A 13245-nucleotide genomic window follows, 5' to 3' on the forward strand; every position below is an offset into this window, starting at 1 on the left:
GTGCAACAGTCCGCAGATCTGGGTCGGGGCGTCCGGTGGTCGCCAGTGTCGGGGGCGGTCGTTAGTCTCTAGGTGTGGATGCCCCCCTCGCGCTGTATCGCCGCTACCGGCCGGAGACGTTTGCCGAGGTGATCGGGCAGGCGCACGTGACCGATCCGCTCCGCCACGCGCTGGCCGCCAACCGGGTCAACCACGCGTACCTCTTCTCGGGCCCGCGAGGCTGCGGCAAGACGACCAGCGCCCGCATCCTTGCGCGCGCGCTCAACTGCGAGAAGGCGCCGATCGCCGATCCGTGCGGCGAGTGCCAGAGCTGCCGTGACCTCGCGCGCGGCGGGCCGGGCAGCATCGACGTCATCGAGATCGACGCGGCCAGCCACGGCGGTGTCGACGACGCCCGCGACCTGCGCGAGCGGGCCTTCTTCGCCCCGGTCAGCAGCCGCTACAAGGTCTACATCATCGACGAGGCCCACATGGTCTCCCCGCAGGGCTTCAACGCGCTGCTCAAGCTCGTCGAGGAGCCGCCGCCGCACCTGAAGTTCATCTTCGCGACGACCGAGCCCGACAAGGTCATCGGCACGATCCGCTCGCGCACCCACCACTACCCGTTCCGGCTGGTGCCGCCCAAGGCGCTCGGCGACTACCTCATGCAGCTGTGCGAGGCCGAGGGCGTGACCCTCGCGCCGACCGCGCTGCCGCTGGTCGTCCGCGCGGGACAGGGATCGGTCCGTGACACGCTCAGCGTGCTCGACCAGCTGCTCGGCGGCGCCGGGCCCGACGGCGTGACGTACGACCTCGCTGTCCAGCTGCTCGGCTACACGCCCGACTCGCTGCTCGACGAGGCCATCGACGCCTTCGCGGCCGGCGACGGGTCGACCGTGTTCGGCGTCGTCGACAAGGTCATCGAGACGGGCCAGGACCCGCGCCGCTTCGCCGAGGACCTGCTGCAGCGGCTGCGTGACCTCGTGATCGTCGCCGCGGTGCCCGATGCCCTCGACAAGGGGTTGCTCGACGTGCCGGGCGACCGCGCGGAGCGCCTGGTCACCCAGGCCAACGGCTTCGGCCCGTCCGAGCTGACCCGCGCGGCCGACATCGTCAACGCGGCGCTGATGGAGTTCCGCGGGGCGACCGCACCGCGGCTGCTCCTCGAGCTCATGTGCGCCCGCATCCTCGTGCCGGGGGCCGACAACTCCACGCAGGGCTTCCAGGCCCGCCTCGACCGGGTCGAGCGTCGCCTGCACATGGACGGGGGCGCCCCGGAGGCGAGTCCCGCCGCGGTGCACCCGCCTGCGGTCCAGCCTGCCCCGGCCCCGCAGCCGACCCCGGCTCCGCAGCCGACCCCGGCCCCGCAGCCGGTCGCAGCGCCCGTGCAGGCCGAACGCGTCGAGCCCGCGCCGCCCGTCCAGGCCGAGCCCGCCCCGTCCGCGCCCCCCGTCGCCCAGCGACCCGCACCGGTCGCGGAGCCCGAGCCCGAGCGTGCTGCTCCCGCTGCTCCCGCTGCACCGCAGGTGGAGGAGCCGGCCGGCACGCTGACGATCGCCGACGTACGACGTCTCTGGCCCGAGATCCTCGACCGGATCCGCGACATGCGCCGCTTCGCCTGGATCATGCTGAGCCAGAACGCTCAGGTCATGGCGCTGGACGGTCAGGTCCTGACCATCGCGCTGGTCAACGCCGGCGCACGCGACTCGTTCATCAACAGCGGATCGGCCGACTACGTCCAAAAGGCCCTGCACCAGGTCCTCGGCGTGACCTGGCGCATCGAGGCGATCGTCGACCCGGGCACCCGCCCCGGCGTGGTCGACGACTACGACGACGGCTCCTCGCGCCCGGCCGCGGCTCCCACCTCGTCGGCACCCTCGACGCCGCCTGTGGCGGTGCCCGACTCGGTCCGCCAGGCGATGAGGGAGCAGCACAGCCCCCAGACGCGCGAGGACCCCGACGCGTCCGCCGATCGCAACGATCCCGTCGTCGACCACGAGGTCCTCGATCCCGAGCTGCTGCTGAGCCGGGAGCTCGGGGCGCAGGTCATTGACGAGCACCCCGCGGACTGAGCTCGTCCGGAGACGCCTGGATCTCCGGGCGGATCCGCTCGACGTCCTGCGGCGCTTCCGCGGTCGCGACCGGCTCGTCGCGCTGCTCGGCGACTGGCACCACGGCGAGGCGCTGATCGCCTTCGAGCCGAGCCGGGTGCTCGAGGGTGATCCGTTCAGCGGCATCGACCTCGACCCCCTGCCGCCCGACGTGTCCGGCTTCGGCGGCGGCTGGATCGGCGCCTGGGGCTACCAGCTCGGCCGGCTCGTCGAGGACCTGCCGCCCACCCCTCACCGGCCGATCCCGCAGCCCGACCACCGCCTCGCGTTCTACGACCACGTCCTTCGGCTCAGTGACGGCGTGTGGTGGCTGGAGTCGCTGACCCGCGACGACGAGCGCGACGCCCGGGTCGTGGCCGCCCTCGACGCCGCAGCTCCGGGCCCCCGCGCGTACGACGTGGGCTCGTTCGCGATGACTCCGACACCGGACGGCCACCGCGCGGCGGTCGCGACCGTGCTCGAGCACATCGCGGCCGGCGACATCTTCCAGGCCAATCTGTGCGCCCGCCTCGAGGCGCCGTTCGCGGGTGATCCGCTCGACGTCTTCTGCGCGGGTGTCGAGCGTCTGCACCCGGCGTTCGCGGCGTACGTGTCCGGTCCCGAGGGTGCGCTGGTGAGCCTCTCGCCGGAGCTGTTCCTGCGGCGCACCGGCGACGAGGTGCTGAGCTCGCCGGTCAAGGGGACGGCCCCGCTCGACACCGACCCGGACGAGCTGGTGGCCTCGGCCAAGGACCGTGCCGAGAACGTCATGATCGTCGACCTGATGCGCAACGACCTCGGACGGGTGAGCGTGCCCGGATCCGTTCGGGTGCCCGCGCTCACCCGCGCCGAGCGCCACTCGGTGTGGCACCTGGTCTCCGATGTCGTCGGGCACGTCGGGCCGCGGGTGCGCGACTCGGACCTGCTCCGTGCGACCTTCCCGCCCGGATCGGTCACCGGTGCACCCAAGGTGCGGGCCATGGAGATCATCAACGCGCTCGAGCCGACCGGGCGCGAGGCCTACACCGGTGCGATCGGCCACGTCAGCCCGGCAGCGGGGCTCGAGCTCAACGTCGTGATCCGCACGTTCGAGATCGCGGGCGGCTCGATCTGGCTCGGCGTCGGCGGGGGAGTCGTGGCGGACTCGACCCCCGAGGGGGAGTACGCCGAGTGCCTGGTCAAGGCCCGGCCCCTGATCGAGGCGATCGGAGGCCGCCTCGACCTGGTCACCGACGCGCCGGCCCCCGATCCGCCGCGCCCCCCGGAAGCACGCAGCGTCCGTGCCGCCGACGAGGCGCAGGGCATCTTCGACACGACGTTGGTGGTGGACGGACGGGTCGTCGACCTGGACGCTCACCTGACCCGCCTCGACGAGAGCGTCCGCACGGTCCACGGGACGTCGATCCGGGCGTCGCTCGACGACGCGGTCGTCCGCCGGGCGGCGACCCTGGGCGGTCGGCACCGCCTGCGGGTCGACGCGGTGCCCCGTGACGGCGGCGTCGAGGTCACGGTGGCGACCAGCCCAGTCGGCCCGCCGACCGGGCCGTGGACGCTCACGCCGCGACCGGTGGGTTCCGGCTGGGGTCGGCACAAGTGGATCGACCGACGCGCACTGGCGGACGATCGCGGACCCGGTCACGACCTGCTGCTGACGTCCGACGACGGTGCGGTCCTGGAGACGGCCCGGGCCAATCTGTTCGTGGTCCTCGACGACGGCGTCCACACCCCGCCGACCGACGGGCGCATCCTGCCCGGCACCGCCCGGGCCCGGGTCATCGAGATCCTGCGCGATGCGACGATCCCGGTGTTCGAGAGGCGACTGACCGCCGACGACCTCAGGGCCGCGACCGAGCTCTTCGCGACCAATGCCCTGCGCGGCGTGGTCCCGGTCGTGGCGGTCGAGGGCGTCGGCACGTGGGCGGTCGGGCGTACGACCGAGTGGCTCGCCGAGGAGCTGCAGGCCCTCTGGTCCCCGGCCCCGTCCCCGGGCGGCGGTGCGCTTGCGTCCAGCCGGGCGTCCGAAGTGGACGCGGGCGCACCGCCCACCGACGGCTCGGCGGCGCGGGTGCTGTTCATCGACAACTACGACTCGTTCGTCTACAACCTCGTCCAGTACGTCGGTGAGCTCGGCGCGTCCGCCGAGGTGGTGCGCAACGACGCCGTGACGGTCGACGAGCTCGTGGCGGCGCGTGCGCGGGGCGACTTCACCCACCTGGTCGTCTCCCCGGGTCCCGGCACGCCCGCCGACGCCGGCATCAGCGTCGAGGCGATCCGCCGTCTGGGGCCGACGACGCCGACGCTCGGGGTGTGCCTCGGGCACCAGGCGATCGGTGAGGCCCACGGCGCCAGGGTGGTGCGGGCGCCCGAGATCGCCCACGGCAAGCCGTCGCTGGTCCACCACGACGGACGCGGGGTCTTCGACCGGCTGCCGTCCCCGCTCGTGTGCGCCCGCTACCACTCGCTGGTGATCGACCCGGCGACCCTGCCGGCCGATCTCGAGGTCACCGCCCGCACCGCGTCCGGGATCGTGATGGGCGTCCGTCACCGCACCCACCCGGTCGAGGGCGTCCAGATGCACCCCGAGTCGATCCTCACCTCCCGCGGCCACGACATGCTCCGCACCTTCCTCACCCGATCCGCAAGTGGCGCAAACCGATCCGCGACTGGCGCGGACTGAAGAAAGTGAGACGGCGTGTCGTCCGCTTCTGCGCCACTCGCGGATCGGGCGGTGGAAAACGTGGACATAGCGAGTGGTTGCTCGCTATGTTGGCGGTCACGATGATGTGACGGAGGCCACATGAACGAGCTCGACCTGGTGATCAACGGCGGTACGTACTTCGACGGCACGGGGGCGCCCGGCGTCGTCGCGAACGTCGGGGTCAGGGACGGCCGGGTGGCCGCCGTCAGCCCGAGCCCGCTCCCGGTGGGCCCCGGCACGAGGGTCGTTGACGCGGCCGGCCAGTGGGTCATGCCGGGCTTCGTCGACGCCCACACCCACTACGACGCCGAGCTCCAGGTGGCCCCGGGCCTCAACGAGTCCGTACGTCACGGGGTCACGACGGTCCTGGTCGGCAACTGCTCCCTGTCGACGGTCTACTCCTCGCCGCTGGACATCGCCGACCTGTTCAGCCGGGTCGAGGCGCTGCCGCGCACGCACGTCCTGTCCTCGCTGGAGGACGCCAAGACGTGGTCGACGCCGCAGGGGTGGGTCGACGCGCTCGAGGCGCTGCCGCTCGGCCCGAACGTCGCCTCGTTCCTCGGCCACTCGGACGTCCGCGCGAGCGTGATGGGGATGGGCCGCTCGACCGACCCGGCCCAGAAGGCGACCCGCGGCGAGCAGGCCGAGATCGAGCGCCGCCTCGAGGACGCCCTCGACGCGGGCTTCCTCGGCATCTCGACCATGACGAATCCCTGGGACAAGCTCGACGGTGACCGCTACCGCTCGCGCTCGCTGCCCTCGACGTACTCGAGCTGGAAGGAGTTCCGGGGCCTCAGCCGCGTGCTCCGCCGCCGCGACCGGGTGCTGCAGGGCGTGCCCAACCTCAACAAGAAGTACGACATCGCGTTCTACCTCGCGACCTCGACGGGTCTCGGCCGCAAGCCCCTACGCGTCTCGCTGCTCGCGGCCGCCGACACCAAGGCCGAGCCGTGGGTGCAGCGCATCTTCGAGCCGCTCGCGCTCCTCGCCAACAAGATCGGCCGGGGCAGGTTCACGTGGCAGCACCTGCCCACGACCTTCCGCGTGTGGGCCGACGGCATCGACCTGGTCGTGTTCGAGGAGTTCGGCTCGGGACGCGAGGCGCTGCACCTGCGCGAGGAGATGGGCCGCAACGAGCTCTTGCGCGACGAGGCGTACCGCCGCTGGTTCCGGCGCGACTTCGACAAGCGCTTCTCCCCGCGGGTCTGGCACCGCGACTTCGACGACGCCGAGATCACCGAGTGCCCTGACCCGGCCCTGGTCGGCATGATGATCGGCGACGTCGCCCGGCAGCGCGGCCTCCACCCGGTCGACTGCTATCTCGACCTCGTGGTCGAGCACGGCACCGGGCTGCGCTGGAAGACCAACATCGCCAACACGCGTCCGGAGGTCCAGGACGCGCTCATCAACCGCTACGGCATCACGATCGGCTTCTCCGACGCCGGTGCGCACCTGCGCAACATGGCGTTCTACAACTTCGGCATCCGGCTGCTCAACCGCGTCCACCAGGCACAGTCGGGCCGCAAGCCGTTCATGAGCGTCGAGAAGGCGATCTTCAAGCTGACCGGCGAGCTCGGCGACTTCTACGGCATCGACGCCGGGCACATCCGGCTCGGCGACCGAGCCGACATCGTGGTCGTGGATCCGGCCGGTCTCAGCGACGAGGTCGACAGCTACCACGAGGCGCTCATGCCCGCGTTCGGCAACATCAGCCGCATGGTCAACCGCAACGACGCCGCGGTCTCGGCGACCGTCGTCAGTGGCGAGGTGGTGTTCGAGCGCGGCGACTTCGTCGAGGGCTACGGACGTACGCTCGGCACCGGCCGCTTCCTGCGTGCCGGCGAGCGCCGCGGCACCGTGACGCCCGTCCGCCGCGCCGAGCCGGCGGTGGCACAGTAGAGGTCGTGACCGCGACCCCCCGCCGTACGCAGGCCGAGCGGCGGGAGGGCACGATCGCGGCAGTCGTCGACGCGACGGTCGAGGCGCTCGGCGAGGTCGGGTACGCCCGCACGACGACGGCCGAGATCGCTCGGCGGGCGGGGGTCTCCCAGGGCGGCCTGTTCCGGCACTTCGACTCGCGCCTCGACGTCATCCTCGCCGCGGCGGACGCCGTCCGGGCCCGCCAGTTCGTGGACTTCCGGGCCGGTCTGGCGCAGCTCGAGGAGTTCGACGTGGCCGCGGTCGTACGCCTGCTGCGCCGCGCGACCCGGGCGCCGGTCAACGCCGCTTGGTACGAGCTGCTCGTCGCGGCGCGCGCGGACGTCGACCTGCGGGACCGGCTCGCACCGCTCGCGGACCGCTATCACCGCGAGATCATCGAGCTCGGGCGGGCGCTGCCGATCGCCGAGGCGATGCCCGCCGAGCAGCTGGACGCCATCGTCATCGGGATCGTGCACATGCTCGACGGCGAGGCGCTGATCGCGACGGTCCACGTCGACACCGCCCGCGAGGACGTGCGGGTCGAGCAGCTCGTGCGCATCCTCGCAGGTGAGCCGCTGTTCGACCGCGAGTCGGGTGACGGGGCTCAGGGCTGAGCGCCTACCCTGAACACCTATGTATGACGGCGTGGTCCAGGACCTGATCGATGAGCTGGGGCAGCTGCCCGGCATCGGTCCCAAGAGTGCGCAGCGGATTGCGTTCCACCTTCTCGACGCAGACCCCGAGGACGTCCGCCGGTTCGCCGCGACCCTGGTCGAGGTGAAGGCGAAGGTCCACTTCTGCTCGATCTGCGGCAACGTCACGGTCGACACCGAGTGCCGGATCTGCGCCGACCCCCGCCGCGACCCCAGCGTGCTGTGCGTGGTCGAGGAGTCCAAGGACGTCATCGCGATCGAGCGCACGCGGGAGTTCCGCGGCCGCTACCACGTGCTGGGCGGTGCGATCTCGCCCATCGCGGGCATCGGCCCCGACCAGCTGCGCATCAAGGAGCTGCTCGGTCGGCTGCAGGACGCTGTGGTCACCGAGGTCATCATCGCGACCGATCCCAACCTCGAGGGCGAGGCCACCGCGACCTACCTGATCCGCATGCTCTCGACGTACGGCCTGCGGGTCAGCAAGCTCGCGAGCGGCCTGCCGGTGGGCGGCGACCTGGAGTACGCCGACGAGCTCACCCTCGGCCGGGCGTTCGAGGGTCGTACGACGATCGGCTGAGCCGCTCGGGGGCTGCCGTCTCACGGGCGGAATCCCGATGATGCCCCGCGAGACGACCGGGTAGACTCAGCGCTGCGCAGCGTCGCGCATCCCGTACCTCTCCTCCAGGTAGGACAGTCCCGTGGGCATTGTCGTCCAGAAGTACGGCGGCTCCTCGGTTGCCGACGCAACCAGCATCAAGAGGGTCGCCCAACGCATCGTCGCGACCAAGAAGGCCGGTCACGACGTCGTCGTCGTCGTCTCGGCCATGGGCGACACCACCGATGAGCTCATCGAGCTCGCGAACGAGGTCTCGCCGCTGCCTCCCGGCCGCGAGCTCGACATGCTGCTGACCGCCGGCGAGCGCATCAGCATGGCGGTCCTCGCGATGGCGATCGGCAACCTCGGTCAGGAGGCGCGCTCGTTCACCGGCTCGCAGGCCGGCGTCATCACCGACTCCGAGCACGGCCGCGCCAAGATCATCGACGTCACCCCCGGCCGCATCGAGGCCGCCCTCGGCGAGGGCGCGATCGCGATCGTCGCGGGGTTCCAGGGCGTCTCACAGACGACCAAGGACATCACGACGCTCGGCCGCGGCGGCTCCGACACGACGGCGGTCGCGCTCGCGGCAGCGCTGCAGGCGGACGTCTGCGAGATCTACACCGACGTCGACGGCATCTTCACCGCCGATCCGCGCATCGTGGCCAACGCCCGGCAGATCCCCCGCATCTCGTACGAGGAGATGCTGGAGATGGCCGCCAACGGCGCCAAGATCCTGCACCTGCGGTGCGTCGAGTACGCCCGCCGCAACGACATGCCGATCCACGTCCGCTCGTCCTTCTCCGACAAGGTCGGCACGTGGGTCGTCAGGACCGAGGACGTCATCCCCACCGGCAGCACCAACGAAGAGGGCCACATGGAGCAAGCGATCATCTCCGGCGTCGCGCACGACCGCAGCGAGTCCAAGATCACCGTGGTCGGGGTGCCCGACAAGGTGGGCTTCGCCGCCGCGATCCTGCAGGCGCTCGCCGACGCCCAGATCAACATCGACATGGTCGTCCAGAACGTCTCCGCCGCCGCGACGGCCCTCACCGACATCTCGTTCACGCTGCCCCGTGCGGACGGCCAGACCGCGATGACCGCGCTGGCCCGGCTCAAGGACGAGGTCGGCTACGAGCGGCTGCAGTACGACGACAGCGTCGGCAAGGTCTCGATCGTCGGCGCCGGCATGCGGTCGTCACCGGGCATCACCGCGAAGTTCTTCCAGTCGCTGGCCGACGCCGGGGTCAACATCGAGATGATCTCGACCTCCGAGATCCGCATCTCGGTCATCGTGATGGAGAACCAGATCGATGCGGCCGTCAACGCCGCCCACACCGCGTTCGAGCTCGGCACCGACGAGGTCGAGGCCGTGGTCTACGGAGGTACCGGACGATGACCACGCTCGCCGTCGTCGGCGCCACCGGTCAGGTGGGCGTCGCCATGCGCTCGATCCTGGAGCAGCGTGACTTCCCGGCCGACCGGGTGCGCTTCTTCGCCTCCGCCCGCTCCGCCGGCAAGACCCTGCCGTTCCGGGGCGAGGAGATCGTCGTCGAGGACGCCGCGACCGCGGACGTCTCGGGCATCGACGTGGCCCTGTTCTCCGCGGGCGCCACGACGTCCCGCGTCCAGGTGCCCCGGTTCGCCGAGGCCGGCGCGATGGTCATCGACAACTCCTCGGCGTTCCGCAAGGATCCCGAGATCCCGCTGATCGTCAGCGAGGTCAACCCCGAGGACATCCAGAAGGCGCACCGCCGCATCATCGCCAACCCCAACTGCACGACGATGGCCGCGATGCCCGTCCTCAAGCCGCTGCACGACGAGGCCGGCCTGGTCCGGCTCGTGATCAGCAGCTACCAGGCGGTCTCCGGCTCCGGCATCGCCGGCGTCCGTGAGCTGCACGGCCAGGCGTCCGCGGTCATCGAGAAGGCCGACGAGCTCGCGTACGACGGCTCGGCGGTCGGCTTCCCCGATCCGGGCGTCTACGTCGCCCCGATCGCGTTCAACGTGCTGCCCATGGCCGGATCGGTCGTCGACGACGGATCGTTCGAGACGGACGAGGAGCAGAAGCTCCGCAACGAGAGCCGCAAGATCCTGCACCTGCCCGATCTGCGCGTCTCGGGCACCTGCGTACGCGTGCCGGTCTTCACGGGGCACTCGCTGTCGATCAACGCCGAGTTCGCGAACGACCTGTCGGTGGCCCGGGCGACCGAGCTGCTGGGCTCCGCACCGGGCGTCCGCCTCGTCGACGTGCCGACCCCGCTGCAGGCCGCCGGCTCCGATCCGAGCCTGGTCGGGCGGATCCGCCAGGACCGCAGCGCCCCGGATGAGCGCGGTCTGGCCCTGTTCGTCAGCGGCGACAACCTCCGCAAGGGAGCGGCGCTCAACACGATCCAGATCGCCGAGCTGCTGGTCTAGCGCCCGCGCGTCAGCTCGGCGCGGACGTCGACGAACACGTCGAGTGCCGACGGGTCCGTGAGGGCGCCCTTGGCGGCGGCGTCCTCGATCGCGGCTCCGCGCAGGATCTTCTTGACCGGCACCTCGAGCTTCTTGCCCGACAGGGTGCGGGGGAGCAGCGGCACCTGCCGCACCACGTCAGGCACGTGGCGGGGTGACAGGCGGGTCCGCAGCTCGGTCGCGATCCGCCGGGTCAACGCGTCGTCCAACGTGCCTCCAGCGGCCAGCGCGACGAACAGGATCAACGTCCCCGCCCCGCCCTCGTCGTCCTCGAGGTGCACCACGAGGCTGTCGGCGACCTCGGGCAGCGACTCGACGACCGAGTAGAACTCCGAGGTCCCGAGCCGCACCCCGCCGCGGTTGAGCGTCGCGTCGCTGCGGCCCGTGATCGTGCAGGTGCCGCGGTCGGTGATCGTGATCCAGTCGCCGTGGCGCCAGACCCCGGGGATGTCCTCGAAGTACGCCGCCCGGTAGCGCGAGCCGTCGTCGTCGCCCCAGAAGCCCACGGGCATCGAGGGCATCGGACCGGTGATGACCAGCTCGCCGAGCGAGCCGACGACCGGCTCGCCGTCCTCGTCGTACGACTCGACGGCGCTGCCGAGCATGCGGCAGGAGATCTCCCCGGCGTACACCGGGACGATGGGCGAGGCGCCCACGAAGCCCGAGCACACGTCCGTGCCGCCGGAGATCGAGGCGAGCTGTGCGGTGGGGCTGACGGCCTCGTAGACCCAGCGGAAGCCCTCGGCGGGCAAGGGGGCGCCGGTGGAGCCCACCCCGCGCAGGCGGGACAGGTCGGCGAGATCCTGCGGCACGACGCCCTCCTTGCGGCACTGCAGCAGGAACGGCGCGCTGGTGCCGAAGTAGGTGATGCCGAGCTCGTCGGCCATGCGCCACGTTGCGCCGAGGTCGGGGTACGCGGGGTTGCCATCGAACATCACGATCGTCGACCCCACGGCGAGGCCCGAGACGAGGAGGTTCCACATCATCCAGCCGGTCGTGGAGAACCAGAAGAAGCGGTCGTCCGCGCCCAGGTCGTGGTGCAGCTCGAGGGCCTTGACGTGCTCGAGCGTGATGCCGCCGTGGCCGTGCACGATGGGCTTGGGCAGACCTGTCGTGCCGGAGGAGAACAGCACGTACAGCGGGGTGCCGAACGGCACCCGGACGAACTCGAGCGGTCCGGGGCGGTCGGTGAGGTCGGCCCACGTGACGGCGCCGTCGGGCGCAGCCGACGCCGGGTCGAGATAGGGCAGCCACACCAGCGTGCGGACGCTCGGCAGCGCCGCGCGGATGGCCTCGACCTCGGCGCGGCGGTCGATCGCCTTGTCGCCGTAGACGTAGCCGTCGACCGCCAGGACGACCGTGGGCTCGATCTGCTGCCACCGGTCGATCACGCTCTGCGTGCCGAACTCGGGGGCGCAGGAGGAGAAGACCGCGCCCAGGCTTGCAGCCGCCAGCAGCAGCACCAGCGTCTCGGGGACGTTGGGCGAGTACGCCGCGACGCGGTCACCCGCGACGACTCCCTCGCGGACGAGGCCCGCGCGGGCCCGCGCCACCTGGTCGCGCAGACCGGCCGCCGTCAGGGTGACGTCGTCGCGGCTCTGGGAGCGGGCGACCACCACGACGTCGTCGTCCGCGCGGTCGACCAGCCGCAGCATGGCCTCGGCGTAGTTGAGCCGGACGTGCGGGAACCAGCTGGCGCCGGGCATCGAGGCGTCGGCGAGGGCGGGGGAGGGGTCACCGTCGGCCGGCAGGTCGACGTGCTGCCACAGGGCCGTCCAGAACGCCTCAGGGTCGTCCACGGACCACTGCCACAGGTCTTCGTAGCCGCTGAACGTCCGCCCGCGGTCCGGCTCGAGAGCGGCCATGAACTGCTCGACGCGGGACGAGCCGTCGAGAAGCGGCTGCCAGAGGATCTCGGTCACTCGACGAGCGTAGGGGTCTTCTCGGCCGCGTCGATCAGCCAGTGCGACGCCACGAATGCCACGGCTCCGAGGGCAGGGACCAGGAACAGGGCCGTCGACGGCTGCCGGTCGAGCAGGTCGAGGAACAGCCCGAGCATCGCGACGACGGACAGCACGACCGCGAGAAAGCTGGTCAGCCGCGCTGCCGTCGAGCCGAATCCGCGCAGCAGGGCGTCGCCGGCGAACACGGCGGCCGCCGCGATCGCGATGAACGCGATGCTGCCCCAGAGCCCGCCGCCGGCCGAGACGCCGCGCACCGCGTCGAAGATCCGCAGGGCGATGACACCGAGCAGCACCGCGGCGATGCCGACGACCACGCCGGTGATGACCGACGCGAGATAGAGATTGATGTGTGGCAGGCGCCAGGCCGCCACGGCACGGGCACGGGTCGAGAGCGTGGTGCCGGACGTGCGCGCGGCGGAGCCGGCCCGACCGGCGACGGTCGTCCAGGCGTCACCGACACGGCGGCCGCCGGCCGTGACCTTGACGCCGAGGTCGCGGGGCGACCGCTTCGTGGCCGGCGCCTTCTTGTCGACGGCCTTGGACTGCGCGGCGGCTTTCGACTGCACGGTGGCGCGGGGCTTGGTGGCGGTCGCGACGGGACGCCCGTAGCGGACCTGCGGCTTGGTCGCGCCGGGGGCGCCCGGGCGTACGACGGTCTTCTTGACCACGCGCTTGACGACCCGTTTGGTGGGCTCCTGCTCGTCGACCATGCGGCCCAGTTTGGCACACCGTGCGTCAGGTCACACCCGAGTCCGCAGGCGCCAGAACGCAAGGAGCCGGCCCACCTGGCGGTGGACCGGCTCCTTCACTGTGTCGGGCTGACAGGATTTGAACCTGCGGCCTCGTCGTCCCGAACGACGCGCGCTACCAAGCTGCGCCACAGCCCGAC

At 71.6% G+C, this 13245-nt stretch carries 9 protein-coding genes and 1 tRNA gene; 7 read left to right on the forward strand and 3 right to left on the reverse strand.

Annotated features, from left to right (window positions below):
* Nucleotides 1–74 precede the first annotated feature (74 nt).
* The 7 genes from GEV26_RS01450 to GEV26_RS01480 all read left to right on the forward strand — a co-directional run bounded on the left by GEV26_RS01450 (nt 75) and on the right by GEV26_RS01480 (nt 10353).
* The gene (locus tag GEV26_RS01450; protein WP_153651418.1) at nt 75–2051 is read left to right on the forward strand and encodes a DNA polymerase III subunit gamma and tau; all 1977 of its coding nucleotides are present in this window, start codon (nt 75–77) and stop codon (nt 2049–2051) included.
* Complete coding sequence (locus GEV26_RS01455; RefSeq protein WP_194839930.1) at nt 2029–4746, forward strand: aminodeoxychorismate synthase component I; 2718 nt, start codon at nt 2029–2031, stop codon at nt 4744–4746. Before GEV26_RS01450 ends, GEV26_RS01455 begins: the two co-directional genes overlap by 23 nt.
* Nucleotides 4747–4866: 120 nt before the next feature.
* Complete coding sequence (locus GEV26_RS01460) at nt 4867–6666, forward strand: N-acyl-D-amino-acid deacylase family protein (RefSeq protein ID WP_153651419.1); 1800 nt, start codon at nt 4867–4869, stop codon at nt 6664–6666.
* Between the two features lie 5 nt (nt 6667–6671).
* Nucleotides 6672–7301 carry a TetR/AcrR family transcriptional regulator gene (locus tag GEV26_RS01465; RefSeq protein ID WP_153651420.1) on the forward strand — a complete coding sequence of 210 codons (630 nt, stop codon included), beginning with the start codon at nt 6672–6674 and terminating at the stop codon, nt 7299–7301.
* A 19-nt stretch (nt 7302–7320) separates the two neighbouring features.
* Entirely contained in the window at nt 7321–7917 is a 597-nt protein-coding gene (recR, locus tag GEV26_RS01470; RefSeq protein ID WP_108576614.1) for a recombination mediator RecR, read from the forward strand.
* Between the two features lie 121 nt (nt 7918–8038).
* On the forward strand, nt 8039–9334 hold the full coding sequence (locus GEV26_RS01475) for an aspartate kinase (protein WP_153651421.1): 1296 nt from the start codon (nt 8039–8041) through the stop codon (nt 9332–9334).
* Nucleotides 9331–10353, forward strand: coding sequence for an aspartate-semialdehyde dehydrogenase (locus GEV26_RS01480; protein WP_153651422.1), 1023 nt, complete (start codon nt 9331–9333; stop codon nt 10351–10353). The genes GEV26_RS01475 and GEV26_RS01480 overlap by 4 nt, the downstream gene beginning before the upstream one ends.
* Here the strand turns inward: GEV26_RS01480 and GEV26_RS01485 are convergent.
* From GEV26_RS01485 to GEV26_RS01495, 3 genes are all read right to left on the reverse strand, one after another.
* The gene (locus tag GEV26_RS01485; RefSeq protein ID WP_153651423.1) at nt 10350–12314 is read right to left on the reverse strand and encodes an acetoacetate--CoA ligase; all 1965 of its coding nucleotides are present in this window, start codon (nt 12312–12314) and stop codon (nt 10350–10352) included. The two genes, GEV26_RS01480 and GEV26_RS01485, sit on opposite strands and share 4 nt — an antisense overlap.
* A complete protein-coding gene (locus tag GEV26_RS01490; protein WP_153651424.1) occupies nt 12311–13066 on the reverse strand; it encodes a hypothetical protein in 756 nt (251 codons plus the stop codon). Before GEV26_RS01490 ends, GEV26_RS01485 begins: the two co-directional genes overlap by 4 nt.
* 103 nt (nt 13067–13169) lie before the next feature.
* Nucleotides 13170–13243: transfer RNA gene (locus GEV26_RS01495), tRNA-Pro, on the reverse strand.
* Between the last annotated feature and the right edge of the window lie 2 nt (nt 13244–13245).

The sequence above is a fragment of the Aeromicrobium yanjiei genome, assembly GCF_009649075.1.
GTDB lineage: Bacteria > Actinomycetota > Actinomycetes > Propionibacteriales > Nocardioidaceae > Aeromicrobium > Aeromicrobium yanjiei.

Excerpts from the sequence above, each read along its gene's own strand:
- GEV26_RS01460 (WP_153651419.1), top strand. The coding sequence starts at position 4,867 with ATGAACGAGCTCGACCTGGTGATCAACGGCGGTACGTACTTCGACGGC.
- recR (WP_108576614.1), top strand. The coding sequence starts at position 7,321 with ATGTATGACGGCGTGGTCCAGGACCTGATCGATGAGCTGGGGCAGCTG.
- GEV26_RS01480 (WP_153651422.1), top strand. The coding sequence starts at position 9,331 with ATGACCACGCTCGCCGTCGTCGGCGCCACCGGTCAGGTGGGCGTCGCC.
- GEV26_RS01490 (WP_153651424.1), bottom strand. The coding sequence starts at position 13,066 with ATGGTCGACGAGCAGGAGCCCACCAAACGGGTCGTCAAGCGCGTGGTC.